An 18,941-nucleotide genomic window follows, 5' to 3' on the forward strand; every position below is an offset into this window, starting at 1 on the left:
AACGGGGGCGGAGTGGGGAGGCGGTTCCTTGACCAGACGCGGGTTACCCAGTCTGGCGGCGACGGGCGCTCTCGCGGCGCCTCGCCGCGCGGCCACGCAGGACGCGGCCTGGGCGCCTGGGCGGCCCGTCCGGCTGATCGTGCCCTTCGCCGCGGGCGGCCCGGCGGACATCTTCGGCCGTCTCTTCGCCGAGGCCCTGGCGCGCGACCTCGGCCAGCCCCTGGTGGTGGAGAACCGCCCGGGCGCGGGCGGCGTGGTCGGGCATGACGTAGTGGCGAAGGCGGCACCGGATGGCGCCACCCTCGGCATCACCGGGCCCGGCGCCCTCTCCCTCGCGACCGCCCTGCCACGCCAGCGCATGCTATTCGATGTCGATACGGACCTGACTCATCTCTCCCTTGTCGTGCGCGTGCCGGAGGTGGTCGTGGTCAACGCCCGAAGTGGGCCACGAGATCTGGCCGCGCTCATCGCCCTGGCAAAGAGGAGCCCGGTCACCTACGGCTCGGCCGGGGTCGGCTCAATTGCGCACCTCGCCAGCGCGCTGCTGGCCTCCGAGATTGGGATTGAGGCGACCCATATTCCCTATCGCGGCGCCGCACCAGCAGCGACGGACCTCCTCGCTAACCGCTTCACCTTCATGACCGCTGACGTGCCGGTGCTGAAGCCGCAGATCGACAGCGGCAATCTCCGTCCCCTGGCGGTGACCACCGACGAGCGCGTACCCACGATGGCGGCGGTGCCTACCACGGCCGAACTCGGCTTCCCGCGCGTCAACTCCGACAGCTGGTACGGCTTCGCGGCCCCGCCTCGCCTGCCCGCACTAGTCCGCACGCGACTGGAGGAGGCGACTAGGGCCGCGCAGCGCGATCAGGCCGCAGTCCAGGGCTTAGCGGCCCAGGGCGGCGTCGCGTCGCCGGTTACTGGCGAGGACTACCTCAAGTGCCTGCGGTCCGAGGCGACGAAGTGGGGACCGCTCGTGAAGCAATCCGGAGCCAAATCGCTTTGACCGCCACCATGAACTTCCCCTCGCGTCTGCCCGGCATGCTCGGCATTCGCCACCCCATCGTGCAGGGCGGGATGAGCTGGGCGTCCTCCTCGGCGCCCCTCGCACTGGCGGTGTCGCGTGCCGGCGCACTCGGGGTGATCGCCGCCGGGCCGATGCGGCCCGACGACTTGCTGAACGCGATCCGCGCGGTGAAGGCGGGCACAGACGCGCCCTTCGCGCTGAACGTTCCACTCTACAACAAGCGCTCCGCGGAGTTCCTGGACATCGCGGAGGCAGAGCGCGTGCCGGTCATCATCGCCTCTCAGGGCGGGCCGAAGGCGCTGCCGCGCTTCCGGGCCTACGGCGCGAAGTGGCTGCACGTCGTCGCCTCGCCGCAGCACGCCCAGAAGGCGGACGCGGCGGGGGTGGACGGGCTGATTGTGGTGGGCGGCGACGCGGGCGGCCACCCGGCGCCGGACGAGGTGTCCGCCATGGTGCTCGTGCGGGCGGTCGTGAAGGCCGGCATGAAGGCGCCCGTGATCGGCGCGGGCGGCGTGGCTGACGGCGCCGGGATCGCGGCAATGTTCGCTCTGGGTGCCGAGGGCGCGCAGCTCGGCACGCGCTTCCTGATGACGGAGGAGGCGAGCGTGCACCCCGCCTACAAGGAGGCGGTGCGGCGCGCGGGCTTGTCCGACACCACCCTCGTCGGCCGGGGCGGGCTGCCGGTGCGCCAGCTCCGCAACCTCTTCACCGCCGAGGTGGACGCGGCCGAGCGGGCGGGGCACGCGAAGGAGGCTCTGGCCGAGCTCTACATGAGCCGCACGCTAAAGCACGCGGCGCTGGAGGGCGACGTGGAGCGCGGCAAGGTGGAGGCGGGGCAGACCGCCGGGCTCATCGACGACATCCCGCCGGCCGCCGAGGTGGTGGCGAAGCTGGTGGCCGAGGCCGAGGCCGTCCGCCTGCGCCTGGCGGGTGGCGCGGCATGAGCGGGGCGGACACCCTGCTAATGGAGGAGGATCGCGGTCGCGTCCGCATCCTCCGCCTGAACCGGCCGGAGAAGCGCAACGCGCTGAACCGCCCGTTGATCGAGGCGCTCATGGCCGCACTGGAGCGCGCGGGCGCCGACGAGGGCGTCGCCGCCATGGTGCTGGCCGCGAACGGCCCGGGCTTCTGCGCCGGCGCCGACCTGGGCGAGATGAAGGCGCTGCGGGACGACCCGGAGGCGCAGGCCGCGCGGCGTGCCCTGACGCCGGCGCTGCTTGCGGCGCCGTCCCGTATCGGCAAGCCGCTCGTGGCCGCCGTTCACGGCGCGGCCCTCGCGCTGGCCTGCGACATGGCCGTGCTGGCGGAGACGGCCGGCTTCGGCTTCCCCGAGGCGCGGCACGGCATGCTGCCGGCGCTGATGGCCCCGGTGCTGCTGCGCCACCTGCCGCCGCGGCGCGTCTTCGACCTTCTGGCGACCGGCCGCGACATCCCGCCCGGCGAGGCGCTCTCGCTCGGGCTGGTGGACCGGGTGGTGCCGGCGGAGATGGTGCTGGACGAAGCGTCGGCGCTTGCCAAGGCTGCGTCGCTGCTGCCGCCGCCCGCGCTCCTGAGCCTCAAGGAACTTCTCTCGGACGGAAAGGCCGCCACCGCATGAGGCCCCTCGAAGGAATCACCATTCTCGACCTGTCGCGGGTGCTCGCCTGCCCCTTTGCCACGATGATCCTGGCCGAGATGGGCGCTGAGGTCATCAAAGTGGAGCAGCCTGGAAGCGGGGATGAAACCCGGAGCTTCGAGCCCTTCGCGCAGGCGAAGGACGGGGGCGAGGAGGTCAGCGGCTACTACATGGCCTTCAACCGCTCCAAGCGCTCCATCACTGTGAACCTCCGCAGCGAGGAGGGTCGGGCGGTCATCCGCGACCTCGCGGCGAAGGCCGACGTGCTGGTGGAGAACTTCCCGGCTGGCACGCTGAAGCGCCGGGGACTGGCCCATGCCGATCTCGCGCCCCTCAACCCCGGGCTGATCTACGTCTCATGCACCGGCTTCGGCCAGTCCGGCCCCTATGCCCGCCGGAAGGGCTACGACACCGTCTTCCAAGCCATGAGCGGCCTGATGAGCCTGACGGGCGAGCGCGGCGGCGGGCCGGTCAAGCCCGGCCTTCCCGTGGCCGACCTGACCTCCGGCCTCTGGGTCGCTATCGCCATCCTCTCGGCGCTCCAGGGACGCACGAGGACGGGGAAGGGTGGGCACATCGACGTGTCGATGTTCGACGCGCAGGTGTCCCAGCTCACCATCGCCGCCGCCCGCTTCTTCGCTCTCGGCGAGGTTCCGCCGCGCCTGGGCACCGAGCATCCGGGCCGCGTGCCATCCGCCAGCTTCCGCTGCAGCGACGACAAGTGGCTGCATATCACCGTCTCTGACCAGCACTGGGAGCCGCTCTGCCGCTCGCTCGGGCTGGACGGCCTGCTGGCGGACCCGGAGCTGGGCACCAACTCCGGCCGCGTGGCGCGGCGGAAGGAGGTGATGCAGGGCATCACTGCCGCCATGGAGAAGCTGACGCGCGCACAGGCCTTCGCCGTGCTGGACGGGGCGGGCGTTCCCGCGGGACCGCTCCTCTCGCTCGACGAGGTGATGGCGGACGAGCACGTCCAGGCGCGCGGCCTGGTGCAGCGCTTCGAGCACCCGACGCTGGGCGAGTTCCCGGGGCTGCGCTCGCCGCTGCGCTTCGACGGGTGGGAGGACCCGCGCTTCGGTCGCCCGCCCCTCCTGGGCGAACATACGGAGGAGGTGCTGCGCGAGCACCTCGGGATGGACGCGGCGCGGGTCGCCGCCTTGCGGGAGAATGGCGCGCTGTGAGCGAGATCGCTGTGCGTGACGAGGTGCTGTGGAGCCTCTCGGAGAACGGGGTCGCCACCCTCACCCTGAACCGGCCGGAGGCGCGCAACGCGCTGAACACCGGACTTGCTGAGGCCCTGCTTGCCGCAACCCGCCGCGCGGTGGCCGAGGAAGCGCGGCTGGTCGTGATCCGCGCCGAGGGCCCGGTCTTCTGCGCTGGGGCCGACCTCAAGGAGCGCAAGGGCATGACCGAGGACCAGGTTCGCGCCCGCCGCCTGAAGGGCTTCGCCGCCTACGACGCGATCGAGCGGCTGCCGATGCCGAGCATCGCCGTCGTGGAGGGGCAGGCGGTCGGCTCGGGCGTCGAGATCGCGGCGGCCTGCGACTTCGTCGTCGCCACGCCGAAGGCGGGCTTCCGCACGCCGGAGGCGCTGTGGGGCACGGTGGGCGCGACGCAACGCCTCTCGCGCGTGCTCGGCAAGCGGCTCGCGAAGGACATGATGTTCACCGGCCGCACGCTGTCCGCGGAGGAGGCGCGCGAGGGCGGGCTGGTGGCGCGCGTGGTGGAGCCGGAGGCGCTGGAGGGGGCCCTGGCCGAGATCGCGACGACGATCACCGGCGCCCCGCCCGCCGCCATGCGCCTGGCCAAGCGCTGCGTGGACGAGGGATTGGAGCGCGATCCGCGCGGTGCCCTGGCCACCGAGCTGATGGCGATCGAGGAAAGCCTGGCCGGCGGCGAGTGGCGCAAGACGATGGGCACCTTCGGGAAGGCCTCGTCTTGAGCGGGCTGGTGCTGGAGGGTCTATGCCCCCTCACCGTGGCCGAGGCGCTGCGCCGGGCTGTGACGATCGCGCCGGAGGTGGAGGCGGTGGTCGCTCCATCCGGTCGGATCACCTTCGCGACCCTTGAGGAGGAGGTGGCGGCGATCCGCGCCGCCCTCCTCGCCGCGGGCGTCGCGCGCGGCGAGCATGTCGGGCTGCTGATGGGCAACGGGCCGCGCTGGGTCTCGATCTTCCTTGCTCTCGGCTCGGTCGGCGCCGTCACGGTGCCGGTGAACACGCGCTTCCAGGCGGAGGAGATGGCCTACGCGCTGCGCCAGTCCCGGGTGCAGCGGCTCTTCGCGGCGGACCGCTTCCTGAAGATCGACTTCGTGGCGATGCTGCGCGGCATTATCCCCGCGCTGGACGGCGCGCTGCCGGACTCGGCGCTGCCGGACCTGCGCGAGGTGATCGTGGTGGGGGCGGACGTGCCGGGCGGCGCGCGGTCCTGGGACGATTTCCTCGCGGCCGGGGCGGGGCGGGAGGCGCCGCCGCGCTGCGCGCCAGGGGATGCGCTGCTGATGCAGTACACCTCTGGCACCACATCCTTTCCCAAGGGGGTAGTGCTGACGCATCGCTCCATGTGCGCCAATGCTTTCTTCTCCGGCGGGCGTATGGGGCTGCGCGTCGCGGACCGCTTCCACAGCGCGCGGCCCTTCTTCCACGTCGCGGGATCGACGCTCTCGGTGCTGTCCTGCATCCAGCACGTCGCGACGCTGGTGACGATGGACCGCTTCGAGCCGGGCGAGGCGCTGCGGCTGATGGAGGAGGAGCGCTGCACGCATTTCTCCGGCAATGACACCATGGCGCTGATGCTGCTGAACCACCCGGACCGCGCGCACCGGAAGCTGGCGCTGCGCGGCGCCTGGGCCGCAGCCTCCCCCAGCATCGTACGGCGCATCATCGAGGAGATGGGCGCGCGTGACTGCGTGGTGGGCTACGGCATGTCCGAGGCCTCACCGAACATCTCCCAGTCCTGCTGGTGGGAACCGGAGGAGGTGCGGATCAGTGGCCGGATGCGCCCGCAGCCCGGCGTGGAGCTGCGCATCCGCGACCTGGAGACGGGCGCGGACCTGCCGCCCGGCGGCACGGGCGAGATCCTCGTGCGCGGCTGGAACGTGATGCAGGGCTACTACGACAAGCCGAAGGAGACGGCGGAGGCGCTGAGTGCCAATGGCTGGCTCTCGACCGGCGATCTCGGCCGGCTGGACGAGGCCGGGCGGCTGGAATTCGCCGGCCGCGCGAAGGACCTAGTGCGCGTGGGCGGGGAGAACGTCTCACCGGCCGAGGTGGAGGACATCCTGCACCGCCACCCCGCCATTCGCCAGGCCGTGGTGGTGGGCGTGCCCGACCCGCGGCTCATGGAAGTACCCTGCGCCTTCGTCATCCTCAACGAGGGCCAGGCCTGCGAGCCCGAGGCGATCATTGCCTGGAGCAAGGGGCAGATGGCCGGCTTCAAGGTGCCGCGTTACGTCCGGGTGGTGAAGGATTTCGAGAGTATCGGCATGACCGCCAGTTCCAAGATTCAGAAGAAGCAGTTGGCCAGGCACGCAGTCGAGGTGCTGGGGCTCGGGGGGGGCGGCTGATCCCACCGGGCCTTCTGGCCCGGCGGGGAGAGTGGTGTGCCGAAGCCGAAGGAATCCTTCGCCTTCAGTTCTGGCTGCTCCAGGGCGTGCGCTCGTAGATCTGCCGGGTCGAGGCTGCCTCGGTCATCACCGAGGCTCTGAAGTCGTCGCCGAGCATGGGGCGGAGCGGCAGGCCGAGACGCTCCGCCTCGGCCACGAAGGCGGCATCGGACAGGACGGCGCCGAAGGCGGCGACCAGGCGCGCAGTGATCGCGGCCGGCAAGCCGGGCGGGCCTACAAAGCCACGCGCGGCGCCGAACAGGATGTCCATGCCCTGCTCGCGGAAGGTCGGGACCTCGGGCGCGCTGGCCCAGCGGTCGACCGAGGCCTGACCGAGGCAGCGCGTGCGGCCCTCCCGCAACAGGGCCAGCCCTTCGCTGAGGTTGTAGGAGGCGACGTCGAGCTGCCCGCCCAGGAGGTCGCGGGTCGTCTGCGCCGTGCCGTTATAAGGAACGTGCAGACACTTGACCCCGGTCGCCGCCTCGAAGGTGAGAAGAATGATATGGTCGTCCGACCCCGCGCCGGTAGAGTTGCCGACCGAGAGCCTTTCCGCGCCCCGAGCGGCCGCGGCGCGCGTGTCCACCATGCTCTTCAGCGGTGAATCGGCGCGGACCCAGAACGCGCAGGGGTCCTCCACCACCTTGGCGAGATAGGTGAAGTCCTCCACGCGCCAGCGCACCGAACGTTCCAGCGGCTTGGTGATGAAGGAGAGCGGCGCGACTGCGCCGATTGTGTGGCCGTCCGGGCGCGCGGCGAAGATCGCCTCATTACCGATCTGTCCCCCTGCCCCAACACGGTTGTTGACAATGATGGTCGCGCCGCCGAGCCGATCCGGCAGGTACTTCGCCACCATTCGCGCCATGATGTCGATCCCGCCGCCGGCGGGGTAGGGAACGACCATCTCGATAGGCCGGGTGCCGGGCCAGGCGGGTTGGGCCAGGGCGGGCCGCGCGAGCGTCAGGCCGGGAAGCAAGGAGCCTGCGAGCGCTCTTCGTGTGATCATGCGGAACTCCTGATGTCGGGAACGCTTTCGCGGGGTCGGCCTTAAAGGGCGATCCGGGCATGCCGACACGCATCGAATGCAATATGTTGAACTTATCAACTATATCGGTGCATGTTGCACGCGGACTGGGGGGAGCAAGGATTATTCCGACCCGCGGTGGATCGCCGCCCATTCGGAGGCAGCGCTTCGGTCGCGCACTCTTTGGTCCAGAATGAACGGCTGGCAAAGCCTGTCGCCCTGGTTTCTAGAGGTCAGCCTCCGGGCCGGGACCAGGTGCCGGACAAGCCGGCGCGAAAGGGAGGAAGAAGAATGAAGGCGTCCATGATCGCACTGGCTGGAATCGGCCTCGCCCTGGCCGGCGGAGCCGCAGCGCAGGGTGATCCCTGCGCCTTCCTCGCATCGCCCGGCTCCTTCTCTGCTGCCGAGGTCACCGCCGCCCGGACTGTCCCCGCCGAACCGGCCACCGGCACGCCCGCGCATTGCGAGGTGACCGCCGTAGCGCGCCCGGTGGAGGGCTCGCGCATCGGAGTCGTGCTGCGGCTGCCCGAGGCGTGGAACGGACGCCTTCTCGGCGTGGGCGGCGGCGGCTTCGCGGGCGATGTCAGCCTCGAGAGCGCGCGACCCGCCCTGTCTCGCGGCTATGCGGTCGCGGGCACCGATACCGGCCATGCAAGCCCCGATACGCTCGACCCCTCCTGGGCGCTCAGGCCGGACGGCACGCTGGACGAGGTGGCCGTCACCGATTTCGGCCATCGCTCGATCCACGCGATGACGGTGCTGGCGCGGGAAGCGGTGCGGCGGCGCTACGGCCGCGTGCCGGATCGGGCCTACTTCCAGGGTTGTTCCACCGGCGGGCGGCAGGGCCTAGCCGCGGTACAGCGCTACCCGGAGGATTATGACGGCGTGATTGCCGGTGCGCCTGTTTACAACACGGTCGTCTATACCGGTGCCGTGCTGCGGACGCAGATGTTCCACCGCGACCCCGGCGCCAACCTGATGGCCGCCCAAGTGCCCGTCATCGCGGAAGCGGTCCAGCGGGCCTGCGACGGCTTGGACGGCGTGCGCGACGGCGTGCTGACCGATCCGCGCCGCTGCAGCTGGGATCCGGCCGAACTCCAGTGCGGCCGAACGAGTGAGGCGAACTGCCTCAGCGAGCGTCAGGTGGAGACGGTGCGGCAGATCTACCGCGGCGTCACAACAGCGGACGGGCGCGTCGTCGCTGCGCCGATGATGCGTGGCGCCGAGACGGATTGGGTAGATCGCTCCGTCGGCACGCCGCGACTGCCGCTGGGCCGCAACGCCATGCTCGGCGCGCCCTTCGTCTCGGTGCTGGTGATGCAGGACCGGAACTACGACCTGATGCGCTTTGATCCGGCGCTGGACCTGCCGCGTGTGGATAGAAGCATCGTGGCGCGCGAGGTCGCGATGACCGAAGCCGACATCCGCCGCTTCACGGACCGTGGCGGGAAGCTGCTGCTCTGGCATGGCTACAACGACCCCGGCCCGAGCCCGACCCAGACGATCGCCTATTTCGACCGGGTGCGGTCCGCGCTCGGCGCTGACGCGGCGGAGAAGGTCCGGCTGTTCCTCGCGCCCGGCGTGTTCCACTGCCGCGGCGGCCCGGGCTGGGACCGCTTCGATGCGCTCTCGGCGATGGAGGAATGGGTGGAGCGCGGCGTTCTGCCAGAGCGGATCATCGCGACGCGGGCACGCGACCGTTCCTCCCGCCCGATCTGCCCTTATCCGCAGGTGGCCCGCTACGACGGGAGCGGTGATCCGGACGACGCCGCGAGCTTCGCCTGCGCCGACCCGCAGGACAGGTGAGAAAGGCCGTGCCGCACTATGACTACATCGTGGCCGGCGCTGGCTCGGCGGGCTGCGTGGTCACGCAGCGCCTCGTCGCCGCAGGGAAGAGCGTGTTGCTGGTCGAGGCCGGGCCGGCCGACAACACGCCCTTCATTCACATCCCGGCCACCTTCTTCCGCGTCTTCGGCACGGCGCGCACCTGGCTCTACCAGAGCGAGCCGGAGCCGGGCGCGAAGGGGCGGCGGATGGTGGTGCCACAGGGGCGCACCCTCGGCGGCGGCTCCTCCGTCAACGGCATGATCTACATCCGGGGCCAGCCGCAGGATTACGACGGCTGGCGCGACCTGGGATGCGAGGGATGGGGATGGGAGGACGTGCTGCCGGTGTTCCGGCGCTCCGAGGCGAACCAGCGCCTCGCCGGCCCGCTGCACGGGACGGAGGGACGGCTGCACGTCTCCGACACGCCCTTCCGTCACCCGCTGAGCTACGCCTTCGTGCGCGCGGCACAGGAGGTGGGGCTTCCCTTCAACCACGACTTCAACGGCCCGGCTCAGGAGGGGGTGGGCTTCTATCAGACGACGACCCACCAGGCCCGCCGCGGTTCCACCGCTGCCACCTACCTCGCGGCCGTGCGCAGCAGCCCACTGCTCACGCTGCGGACGGAGGCGGCGATCGAGGCTGTGCTGCTGGAGAATGGCGCGGCCGCCGGCCTGCGCTACCGGACGAAGGATGGTGCGGCGCACGAGGCGCGGATGCGCGAGGAACTCGTCCTCTGCGCCGGCGCGATTGCCACGCCGAAGCTGCTCCAGCTCTCGGGCATCGGACCGGGGGAACACCTGGCCGCGCTCGGTATACCGGTGACCCGCGACCTGCCAGGCGTGGGCGCGAACTACCAGGACCACATAGCCGCTCCCGTCTACGGCCAGGCGCGAGCGGGCGGCAGCCTCCTCGGCGAGGACCGAGGGCTGAGGGCGGCGCGACATGGGCTGCAGTATCTGCTCACGCGCACCGGGCTGCTCGCCTCAAACGTCATCGAGAGCGGCGCCTTCGCGGACACGGCCGGCTCCGGGCGGCCGGATGTGCAGATCCACGTCGCGCCCACCCTGACCGGTGACATCGGCCGCGCGCCGCCATCCGGGCACGGCATCACCATCAGCCCCTGCATCCTGCGCCCGGCCTCGCGCGGGACGGTGCGGCTGCGCGGGCGCGACCCGGCGGCGCCGGCGGCGTTGCTGACGAACAGCCTGGCTACGCCGGAGGACATGGCCACGCTCTTGCGCGGCGTGAGACTGGCTCGACGAATCCTGCGCGCGCCCTCCCTCGCCCGGCTGATGGAGCGGGAGATCGCGCCCGCCGAGGCGGAGGAGGTGGACGACGCCGTGCTGGAGGAGCATGTCCGCGGCCTTGCCAAGACCGTGTACCACCCGGCCGGCACTTGCCGCATGGGGGTGGACACCATGGCCGTGACGGACCCGCAGCTGCGCGTGCGCGGCGTGCCGCGGCTGCGGGTGGCTGACGCGTCGGTGATGCCGACCCTGATCAGCGGCAACACCAACGCGCCGGTCGTGATGATCGGCGAGCGCTGCGCGGATTTCCTGCTGCGGGCTGGGTGACGCGCTGTCAGGCGCGGGCCGCCAAGGGGCCTTGCAGGGGGGCGGCGGTGACGCTGTGGAGGTGATCGAGTGTCACGCCAGGGGCGAGGTCGCGCACGGCGAAGCCGTTTTCCGTCACGTCCAGCACGGCGAGGTTGGTGTAGATGCGCGACACGGCCTGCATGGCCGTCAGCGGGTAGGAGCATTTCTCCACCAGCTTCGGGCGGCCGTCCTTGGTCGTGTGCTCCATCATCACCCAGACGCGCTTGGCGCCAGCGGCGAGATCCATGGCGCCGCCCACGGCAGGGGCGGTGTCATTCTCGCTGGTGGCCCAGTTGGCGATGTCGCCGTTGCTGGCCACCTCGAAGGCGCCGAGCACGCAGAGGTCGATATGACCGCCGCGGATCATCGCGAAGCTGTCGGCGTGGTGGAAGTAGCTGCCGCCGGCGCGGAGCGTGACGGGTTGCTTGCCGGCATTGATCAGCCAGGCGTCTTCCTTGCCCTTCTCCGGCGCGGGGCCCATGCCGAGGATGCCGTTTTCCGAATGCAGGACGACTTCGCGCTCGGGCGGAACGTGGTCGGCGACGAGGGTCGGGATGCCGATGCCGAGATTGACGTACCAGCCCTCGGGGATGTCCTGCGCGACGCGGCCGGCCATCTGGATGCGGGACCAGGGTTCCATCGCTGCTCTCCTTCTTCTCGTCAGGCCCAGGGGGCGCCGCGCTTCACGTTGACGATGCGGTCCACGAAGATGCCCGGTGTGACAACGCGCTCGCCCTCGATCTCGCCGATTTCGACGATGTTGTGGGCCTGCACGATGGTGAGCTTGCCCGCCATCGCCATCACCGGGTTGAAGTTGCGGCCGCTGCGCCGGTAGGTAAGGTTGCCCCAGCGGTCGGCCTCCCAGGCCTCCACCAGCGCGACATCGCCGGGCAGGGCGTATTCCATCACATGGAGACGGCCGTTGAACTCGCGTGTCTCTTTGCCCTGGCCGAGCTTCGTGCCGGCGGCGGTGGGGGTGAAGAAGGCGGGGATGCCGGCGCCGGCGGCGCGCATGCGCTCGGCCAGCGTGCCCTGGGGGACGATTTCGAGTTCGAGCTTGCCGGCCTTGTACAGCTCCTCGAACACCACGGAGCCGGCGCTGCGCGGGAAGGAGCAGATGATCTTGCGGACGCGGCCCAGCTCCATCAGGCGGGCGAGGCCGGTGCGGCCGCTGCCGGCATTGTTGGCGACGATGGTGAGGTCCTTCGCGCCCTGCTCGATCAGGCCCTCGATCAGGTCGTCGGGCTGGCCGGCGGCGCCGAAGCCGCCGACGAGAACGGTGCTGCCATCCTTCACGCCCTCCATGGCGGCGGCCATGTCACGGACGATCTTGTTGATCACGTCTGCTTCTCTCCTTTCAAACAGCGTTACCGGGCTGCTGCTTCTGCAGCCCGGCATCTCGGTGCTTCGCCGTGATCCGCGGCCAGACCGGCCGTGGCGCCCGTCAGGCCGGCGCCGCTCGAGCCTTCAGGAAGGAACGCAGATCCACGCTCTCGTCCGCCGCGGCCTCCGGCGTGATACCGGCCGGCGCGGCAATGAGCTTGCGTGCGGTGAGGTGATCGCCTGGCTTGTTTACCGTATCAACGGCGATCAAGTGGTCCTTTTGGAAGTAGTAGATACTGAAGCGGCCTGACTCCATCCTGCCGCGGATCACGTGCTGGTCGTACCCCGCGACGAGGCCAGCCATCTGAAGCTTCAGGTCGTACTGGTCGGACCAGAACCAGGGCACTGCCGGGTGCTCCTCGACCCGTCCAGCCACGATCTTCCCGGCGGCGCGGCCCTGGTCGGTTGCGTTCTGGATGGACTCAAGGCGCAGCACCGCCGCTCCCTGGCGTGTGACCGCACAGTCGCCGGCCGCCAGCACCTCCGGCTCGTTGGTGCGGCCACAGGCGTCGACGATGATGGCTGTCTGATCGCAGGCTAGCCCGATCGCCACGGCTAGCTCCCCATTCGGAACGGCGCCGGCCGCGACGAGGACGAGATCTGCCGGGCGAGAGACGTGATCGGTGCTCTCCACCGCCGTGACCCGGCCCTCCTCGCCGAGGATGCGGGTCGCCTGCACGCCTGTGACGATCTCCACGCCGCGGCTGCGGTGAATGTCCGTCACGAAGGCCGCGAGCGGCGGGGCCGCGGCGCGGGAGAGGAGGCGGTCCGAGGCCTCAAGGATGGTCACCTGACAGCCAGCCGTAACGAGGGTCGAGGCGACCTCCAGCCCGATGTAGCCACCGCCCACCACGACCGCCCGCTCCGCCGTCTTCATCGCGACGAGCAGCCGGCGCGCGTCGACGAGCGAGCGCAGAGTGTACACTCCGTCCAGATCGGCGCCGGGGAGGGGAAGGGTGCGGGCCCGGCTGCCCGTCGCGAAGGCCAGGCGGTCGAAGCGATGCTCGGTCCCGTCCGCCAGCACCACCGCCCGGCCGCGTCGGTCCACTGCGGTAGCGCCGGTGCCGAGGTGCAGCGTGATCCGATGCTCCTCGTAGAAGCCGGCGCTCCGCAGGAGCAGAGCAGCATCGTCTACCTTGCCGGAGAGGTAGCCTTTCGAGAGGGGTGGGCGCTGGTAGGGCAGCTCGGCCTCATCGCCGATGATGGCGATCGGGCCGTCGTAGCCACTCTCCCGCGCGCTCACCGCGATCTGCACCCCGGCGTAGGATGCGCCGAGGACGACGAGGCCGTCGCTCACGACTGCGTCTCGGGGATCTGGACCCGCAGGCCATCCAGGTCGTCGGTCATCTCGATCTGGCAGCTCAGGCGACTACCTGGGCGACGCTCGGCGGCGGTGTTGGAGAGCATGTCCTCCTCGTCCTCGCTTGGCGGTTCCAGCCGGTCCACCCAGTCCGGGTCCACATAAACGTGGCAGGTCGCGCAGGAGAGCACACCGCCACACTCAGCCTCGATCCCCCGAACGCCGTTCTGGATGGCGCCCTGCATGACGGAGCGGCCCTCCGGTACCTCAACCTTGCGCTCGGTTCCATCGACGGTGATGTAAGTGACTTCAGGCATTCCTACTCCCTTTCACGTTCTGGTGCGCCCGAACTGGGCCGATGGACCCGGTGGACGCGGGCTTGGCCCCTTCGGCGCTGAACCGATCGGTGGCATTATCGAGGACCCCGGGCGGGGAGGGTTGATGTCCGAACAGCGGACAGCAATCTCAAGAGCACTATAGGGAACCTCTGGGGGAGCAATCAAGTTGAGTATGTCCACCAACGTCACGGAGGCCGGAGAGGGTGAGAGCGTCCGCGCTGTGCAGCGCGCGGTCGCCATCCTCAAGGCGTTTACGAGCGAGCGCCCGCGCCTAACCGTTGTGGAACTGCAGCGCCTTACCGGGATCAGCCGTCCCACCCTGTACCGGCTCCTCCAGACCCTCACCGCCAGCGGCTTCGTGCAGGCCTCGGGCGAGCCCCAGCGCTTCGGCCTGGGATCGGCCGTGATGTCGCTGGCCCATGTCTGGGCCTCGGAGATCGACGTGGTGGCCATCGCGCGCCCAGTGTTGGAGCGCCTGCGCGACGTGACGGGCGAGACCGCGGCTCTCTTTGTTCTGCAGAACGACAAGCGGCTCTGCGTGCTGGAAATGCCCAGCCGCCACGTCCTCAGCATCATGCGGGGCGTGGGCGAGACGGAGCACATCAGCCGCGGCGCGAGCGGGAAGGCTATCCTGGCGCATGTGATGGAGGACGACGCCCGGGCCCAAGCGGTGTGGCGGTCGCTGCCGGCGGAGGTGGACCGGGCGCGCCTGACGGCCGACCTTCAGCGTTGCCGGGAGGAGGGCATGTCGATCAGCCTCGGCGAGGTGTTCCGCGGCGCCGTGGCCATCGCGGCCCCCTACTTTCGAGCCGGCGGGCAGGTCGCCGGCTCAGTCGGGGTATTCGGTCCCGAGGCCCGGATCGACCCGTCGCAGGCCCGGCACTTCGGAAACCTGGCGATCGAGGCGGCCAACGAGATCACGGTCGCGCTCGGCGGAACCCCACCGAGCCAGCACACTCGGTCCGCTGGCCGCTAGGACCGGCCCATCGAGGATAGCGGCCGGCGGGAGGCAGGCCCGATGATCCGGCCACGCGGTCAGAGACCCTTTGCCTTCACGGCGTCGACGACGGGGCGCCATCGCTCCACCCCGCCGGCGATGGGCTTGGGGAGTGTGGAAGCGTCCGCGACCGCGGGCTCGATGGAGAGGTCGCCAGCTGCATCCAGCGCCGCGGAATACCGTTCACGCTCGTCCTCAACCCCTCCTGCGCCGACGGATCACCGCCGGTCGTGGTCCTATCATTTCTGCAGGCCTCTGGATCGGACCGTGCGGGACATTCGGCGCATGAAGCCCGCAAGGGTGGACAGCACCGATGGTAGACTGCGCCCTTTGTTACCCGTCGCCGGATGCGGCTCGGGACGGTGGCGCCAGGGGCCGAGCCCGCTTCTGCAGAAAGTCGTTCAGCCGTTGCAGGGCCTCCGGGGAGCGTGTCATGGAGGAGTTCAGATACTCCATGAACAGGCCGTCGTGCGAGAGGTCGTTCACGCGCGGCAGGACGTTCGTAATCATCCAGTTGGTCTGCGGCGTGTTGCCGGCGATGGTCGACGCCAGTTCCCTGGCCTTCAAAAGGGTCTGGCCCGGTGGCACCACGTACTGCGCCAGCCGCAGCTCCCCCGCCTCCCCCGCGGAAAGGAGCCGACCCGTGAGCATCATGTCGGCCATGGCCGGGTAGCCTACGATCCGCTGGATGCGGACGGAGCCGCCGCCGCCGACGAAGATACCTCGCTGGCCCTCCGGCAGGCCGAGAAGGACGGTCTCGTCTGCCACGCGGATATGGGCCGCTGCCGCGAGCTCCAGCCCGCCGCCGATCGTCGCGCCGTGGAGGGCCGCGACGAAGGGGACGTTGCCGCGCGCGATTAGGTCGAAGGTGGCGTGCCAGAGATGCCGCGGCGGGCGCTTGCGCGGGCGCGGCGCCGCGGGGTCCAGGCGCGCGGCCAGCTCCGCGAGGTCTAGGCCGGCGGAGAAGTTGCCGCCGTGGCCGAAGAGCACGCCGGCATCCGCCTCTTCCCCGGCGCGGAGAACGGCGTCGCGGAGCGCGTGGAGGACGGCGTCGTTCATCGCGTTGCGTTTGTCCGGCCGGTTCAGACCAATGAGCGCGACCGCGCCGTCCAGCTCGTAGGTGACGAGGGGCTGTTCCATGGGGCTTCCTCGGTCAGGCGGTCACGACGAGTGCGTCGAGCGCGACGGCGCCCTCGCCGCGCGCGTGGACCATCAGGGGGTTGACGTCGATCTCCGTGATCTCCGGGTGCCGCAGCATGAGCTGGCCCACGGCGCGCGCTGCCCTGGCCGCCGCCCCGACATCCACCGGCGGCCCGCCGCGGAAGCCGTGCAGAAGGCGCGCCGCCCGGAGCCGGCCGAGCGCCTCCGTGATCTCCGCCTCGGTTGCGTCGGGCGGGAGCAGGCGCACGTCGCCCAGCGCCTCCACGACGACGCCGCCGAGGCCGACCAGCAGCACCGGCCCCCAGTGCGGGTCGCGCCGCGCGCCCACCACCAGTTCCAGCCCGCGGGGCGACATCGCCTCGACGAGAATGCCGTCCAGACGCAGCCCGGGCTGGGCGGCCGCGACGCTGTCCGTCAGACGGCGCCAGCCCGCCCGCAGGGCCTCCTCGTCGGTCAGGTTCAGGACGACGCCGCCGGCCTCCGTCTTGTGCGCCAGCGCGGCGGCCTGGGCCTTCAGGACGACGGGGTAGCCTATCTCGCGCGCGACGGCGACGGCGTCCTCCACGGTTGCGGCGAGGCGGCCGGCGGGCACGGGGATGCCGGCGGCGGCCAGGATTTGCTTGCCCAGCCATTCGGGCTGCGTGCCGGGGGCGGACAGGGGCGGCAGCGCCGGTGCGACGGGGGGAGGGTGGCCGCGGCGCGTTGGTCCGGGGTGGGCGGGGGCAGGCGGCGCAGCACGTGCCCCAGCGCACGAAGCGAGCGGTCGGCGGAGCGGGAGAGGACGACCCGCTCCGTCCGCGCCGCCTCCACGAGGGCAGGTGGGAGAGGCGAGCCGTCGCCGAGAAGGAAAAGCACGACCGGCTTCCCGACCTCCGTCCGCGCCGCGACAACGCCGCGCAGGAAGGCGAGCACGTGGTCCGGCGAGACGATCGCGATGGAGATGGCGACGGCGCCGATCGCCGGCTCCCGCATCAGGGCGGAGACGCCGCGCTCCACCAGCTCCGGCCGCCACACGGCCTCCGTCCCGAGGTCGAGCGGGTTCCGGGCTGCGATGTAGGCGGGCAGCTGCCCCGCCAGCTCCGCGGCGCCTGCCTCGGAGAGGGGCGGGACGGCGATGCCTGCCTCCTCGCAGAAGTCATGCGCGATGCCGCAGAAGGCGCCGGAGAAGGTGACGACCCCCAGGCCGCCCGGGGAGGGGATGGCGGGAGAGGATCTCGGTGACGTCGAGCAGCTCGTCGAGCGTGTCCACCACCACGACGCCCGCGCGCTCCGCCTTGACGCGCATCACCGCGTGGTCGCCGGCCAGCGCGCCGGTGTGGGACTTCGCCGCCTCCTGCGCGCGCTCGCCGCGCCCGGCATGCATCAGCACCACGGGCTTGCCCACCGCCCGCGCCCGCTCCGCCGCGGCGAAGAAGGACGCGGTGTCCCGGATGTGCTCGGCGTAGATCGCGACGACGCGGGTGGACGAGTCGTCCAGCATGTGCCGGACGAAGTCGCCGAGGCCGAGGTCTATCTCGTTGCCGGTGGATATGTTGTAGGAGACCGGCACGCCGCGGAAATCGAGGCTGAGGCGGAGGTGGTTGGCCAGACCGCCGCTCTGCGCCACGATCGCCACCGCGTCCGTCGCGCCCGCCGGCGTGCGGGGCACCCGGCTGACGCTGACGAAGCCGACGGTGAAACCCGCGACGTAGTTCGTGTAGCCGATGCAGTTGGGCCCGAGCACGAGCATGCCGCTCTCTCGCGCGAGCCGGCCGAGGCGGTCCTGCTCCGCGCGCGCCGCCTCGCCCGTCTCGGCGAAGCCGGAGGCGAAGACGACGGCGGAATTGACGCCGCGCGCCGCGCAGGCGGCCAGCGCCTCCCCCACCGCGGCGGCGGGCAGGGCGAGCACGGCCACGTCCACGCCCTCGGGCAGCGTGGCGATGCTGGTCTCGACGGGGAGGCCGTCCACCTCGCCCGCGCTGCGGCCGACGAGGTGGATCGGTCCGGTGAAGCCGTTCATGCGCAGGTTGCGGAGGACGAGGTGCCCGGCCGTGTCCGGCTTGGTGGACATGCCGAGGATGGCGACCGAGCGCGGGTCGAGGAGGCGGGAGAGGGCCTGCGCGCGACGCTCCGCGCCGGGGTGGGCGGCCAATCCGTCCATGGTGGTTGTTTCCTTGCTGTGGGGCTGGGCTGTGGCAGAGGGTGGTGGACCACCCGAGCATGAGAGCGTGCCCGTCCGAGGCTGGCGCTTCAGGGACTAGGCCGCGAGGGCCGTCTCAGGGCCGGGCTGGTTCTTGACGACCACGGGCTGCTCGAGGCGGCGGCGCAGCGCCTCCGCCAGCACGCGGCTGAGGAGGTCCGGCCTGTCCTCCGGCGGGACCGGCACCACCAGGCGAACAGGCCGTACCGGAAAGGCGGCCGCACCGACCCGCCGGGCGGGAAGACCGAGGAGCCCGAGCCCGGCCAGACCCCGCGGCGCGATGCGCCGGCCCGGGCCGTGTCGTGTTCAGGATGCATGCTCGACCCCTTCCGGCATGGCGACCTGCCGCGCATCCCCGGCGCCGCTCTATTCGAGGCGGGTGCCGGCCAAGCGGATCACGTCCGGGAGGAGAATTACGACGTCGCCCTGCACGTCGGCACCTTGCCAGGCAACGCGGCCGCGCACCGGCACCTCGTCTCGCTGACGCGTGGGCTCTACGCCAGTCCCGACTACCTCCGGAGGGGGCGCCGGCCGGAGGCCTGGCAGTTCATACTGACCGGTCAGCAGGTCGCGGACGGCATCAGCGCCCTCGCCATGGGTCCCGGCGCCCCCGACCGGCGGGCCCGCGTGCTGACCAACAACATCGGCCTCGTCCGCCAGCTTGTTCTCTGCGGCGCGGGCGTCGGCGTGCTGCCGAACGGCATGTGCGGCCAGGATGTCCGCTCCGGCCGCCTCAGGCGCTTGCCCGAGCGCGAGGGCTTCCCGCCACTGGAGGTGTCCGCGACCCCCTTCTCCGGCCGCGCGATGACTCGGAAGGTCGGGGCCTTCCTCGACCACCTCGGCGAATGCCTGGCTGCCGAGGATCCGCCGCTGATCGGCCGGGCACCCCGCTGAA

20 protein-coding genes are annotated in these 18,941 nt (G+C 71.1%); 10 read left to right on the top strand and 10 right to left on the bottom strand.

Features of this window, described 5'->3' with window-relative positions:
- Positions 1–28: 28 nt before the first annotated feature.
- Genes ACO1BU_RS20605 through ACO1BU_RS20630 form a run of 6 tightly spaced genes read left to right on the top strand, consistent with a single transcriptional unit; the run spans position 29 to position 6,206 of the window.
- Positions 29–1,006 (top strand): Bug family tripartite tricarboxylate transporter substrate binding protein, encoded by a 978-nt coding sequence (locus ACO1BU_RS20605; RefSeq protein WP_424137848.1) that lies wholly within the window; start codon positions 29–31, stop codon positions 1,004–1,006.
- The gene (locus ACO1BU_RS20610) at positions 1,003–1,971 is read left to right on the top strand and encodes an NAD(P)H-dependent flavin oxidoreductase (RefSeq protein WP_424137849.1); all 969 of its coding nucleotides are present in this window, start codon (positions 1,003–1,005) and stop codon (positions 1,969–1,971) included. The genes ACO1BU_RS20605 and ACO1BU_RS20610 overlap by 4 nt, the downstream gene beginning before the upstream one ends.
- Positions 1,968–2,624 (top strand): enoyl-CoA hydratase/isomerase family protein, encoded by a 657-nt coding sequence (locus ACO1BU_RS20615; RefSeq protein WP_424137850.1) that lies wholly within the window; start codon positions 1,968–1,970, stop codon positions 2,622–2,624. The genes ACO1BU_RS20610 and ACO1BU_RS20615 overlap by 4 nt, the downstream gene beginning before the upstream one ends.
- The gene (locus ACO1BU_RS20620; protein ID WP_424137851.1) at positions 2,621–3,823 is read left to right on the top strand and encodes a CaiB/BaiF CoA transferase family protein; all 1,203 of its coding nucleotides are present in this window, start codon (positions 2,621–2,623) and stop codon (positions 3,821–3,823) included. Before ACO1BU_RS20615 ends, ACO1BU_RS20620 begins: the two co-directional genes overlap by 4 nt.
- Positions 3,820–4,584: an enoyl-CoA hydratase/isomerase family protein gene (locus ACO1BU_RS20625; RefSeq protein ID WP_424137852.1), complete on the top strand. Its 765-nt coding sequence runs from the start codon at positions 3,820–3,822 to the stop codon at positions 4,582–4,584. Before ACO1BU_RS20620 ends, ACO1BU_RS20625 begins: the two co-directional genes overlap by 4 nt.
- Positions 4,581–6,206 (top strand): AMP-binding protein, encoded by a 1,626-nt coding sequence (locus ACO1BU_RS20630; protein WP_424137853.1) that lies wholly within the window; start codon positions 4,581–4,583, stop codon positions 6,204–6,206. The genes ACO1BU_RS20625 and ACO1BU_RS20630 overlap by 4 nt, the downstream gene beginning before the upstream one ends.
- 64 nt (positions 6,207–6,270) lie before the next feature.
- Here ACO1BU_RS20630 and ACO1BU_RS20635 read toward each other — a convergent pair whose 3' ends face one another.
- A complete protein-coding gene (locus ACO1BU_RS20635; RefSeq protein ID WP_424137854.1) occupies positions 6,271–7,248 on the bottom strand; it encodes a Bug family tripartite tricarboxylate transporter substrate binding protein in 978 nt (325 codons plus the stop codon).
- Positions 7,249–7,557: 309 nt separating this feature from the next.
- Between ACO1BU_RS20635 and ACO1BU_RS20640 the strand changes: the two genes are divergently transcribed.
- Positions 7,558–9,072, top strand: a complete 1,515-nt coding sequence (locus tag ACO1BU_RS20640) for a tannase/feruloyl esterase family alpha/beta hydrolase (protein ID WP_424137855.1) — start codon at positions 7,558–7,560, stop codon at positions 9,070–9,072.
- Positions 9,073–9,080: 8 nt separating this feature from the next.
- Complete coding sequence (locus ACO1BU_RS20645) at positions 9,081–10,667, top strand: GMC family oxidoreductase (RefSeq protein WP_424137856.1); 1,587 nt, start codon at positions 9,081–9,083, stop codon at positions 10,665–10,667.
- 7 nt (positions 10,668–10,674) lie between these two features.
- Here ACO1BU_RS20645 and ACO1BU_RS20650 read toward each other — a convergent pair whose 3' ends face one another.
- The 4 genes from ACO1BU_RS20650 to ACO1BU_RS20665 all read right to left on the bottom strand — a co-directional run bounded on the left by ACO1BU_RS20650 (position 10,675) and on the right by ACO1BU_RS20665 (position 13,688).
- Complete coding sequence (locus ACO1BU_RS20650; RefSeq protein WP_424137857.1) at positions 10,675–11,328, bottom strand: 3-oxoacid CoA-transferase subunit B; 654 nt, start codon at positions 11,326–11,328, stop codon at positions 10,675–10,677.
- Positions 11,329–11,348: 20 nt separating this feature from the next.
- Positions 11,349–12,029: a 3-oxoacid CoA-transferase subunit A gene (locus ACO1BU_RS20655; protein ID WP_424137858.1), complete on the bottom strand. Its 681-nt coding sequence runs from the start codon at positions 12,027–12,029 to the stop codon at positions 11,349–11,351.
- 103 nt (positions 12,030–12,132) lie between these two features.
- Positions 12,133–13,368, bottom strand: coding sequence for an NAD(P)/FAD-dependent oxidoreductase (locus ACO1BU_RS20660; protein WP_424137859.1), 1,236 nt, complete (start codon positions 13,366–13,368; stop codon positions 12,133–12,135).
- On the bottom strand, positions 13,365–13,688 hold the full coding sequence (locus ACO1BU_RS20665) for a 2Fe-2S iron-sulfur cluster-binding protein (RefSeq protein WP_424137860.1): 324 nt from the start codon (positions 13,686–13,688) through the stop codon (positions 13,365–13,367). Before ACO1BU_RS20665 ends, ACO1BU_RS20660 begins: the two co-directional genes overlap by 4 nt.
- Positions 13,689–13,881: 193 nt before the next feature.
- Here ACO1BU_RS20665 and ACO1BU_RS20670 point away from each other — a divergent pair, with 193 nt between their 5' ends.
- The gene (locus tag ACO1BU_RS20670; protein WP_424137895.1) at positions 13,882–14,685 is read left to right on the top strand and encodes an IclR family transcriptional regulator; all 804 of its coding nucleotides are present in this window, start codon (positions 13,882–13,884) and stop codon (positions 14,683–14,685) included.
- Positions 14,686–15,039: 354 nt separating this feature from the next.
- Here ACO1BU_RS20670 and ACO1BU_RS20675 read toward each other — a convergent pair whose 3' ends face one another.
- From ACO1BU_RS20675 to ACO1BU_RS20695, 5 genes are all read right to left on the bottom strand, one after another.
- Positions 15,040–15,846: a crotonase/enoyl-CoA hydratase family protein gene (locus ACO1BU_RS20675; protein WP_424137861.1), complete on the bottom strand. Its 807-nt coding sequence runs from the start codon at positions 15,844–15,846 to the stop codon at positions 15,040–15,042.
- Positions 15,847–15,859: 13 nt separating this feature from the next.
- Complete coding sequence (locus ACO1BU_RS20680) at positions 15,860–16,459, bottom strand: acetate--CoA ligase family protein (protein ID WP_424137862.1); 600 nt, start codon at positions 16,457–16,459, stop codon at positions 15,860–15,862.
- Positions 16,399–16,881 (bottom strand): hypothetical protein, encoded by a 483-nt coding sequence (locus ACO1BU_RS20685; protein WP_424137863.1) that lies wholly within the window; start codon positions 16,879–16,881, stop codon positions 16,399–16,401. The genes ACO1BU_RS20680 and ACO1BU_RS20685 overlap by 61 nt, the downstream gene beginning before the upstream one ends.
- A gap of 121 nt (positions 16,882–17,002) precedes the next feature.
- A complete protein-coding gene (locus tag ACO1BU_RS20690) occupies positions 17,003–18,007 on the bottom strand; it encodes a CoA-binding protein (RefSeq protein ID WP_424137864.1) in 1,005 nt (334 codons plus the stop codon).
- A gap of 96 nt (positions 18,008–18,103) precedes the next feature.
- The gene (locus ACO1BU_RS20695) at positions 18,104–18,232 is read right to left on the bottom strand and encodes a hypothetical protein (RefSeq protein ID WP_424137865.1); all 129 of its coding nucleotides are present in this window, start codon (positions 18,230–18,232) and stop codon (positions 18,104–18,106) included.
- Between the two features lie 129 nt (positions 18,233–18,361).
- Between ACO1BU_RS20695 and ACO1BU_RS20700 the strand changes: the two genes are divergently transcribed.
- Positions 18,362–18,940 (top strand): LysR substrate-binding domain-containing protein, encoded by a 579-nt coding sequence (locus tag ACO1BU_RS20700; RefSeq protein ID WP_424137866.1) that lies wholly within the window; start codon positions 18,362–18,364, stop codon positions 18,938–18,940.
- Position 18,941: the final 1 nt, after the last annotated feature.

Source organism: Roseomonas chloroacetimidivorans (genome assembly GCF_049629625.1).
Taxonomy (GTDB): Bacteria; Pseudomonadota; Alphaproteobacteria; order Acetobacterales; family Acetobacteraceae; genus Roseomonas; species Roseomonas chloroacetimidivorans.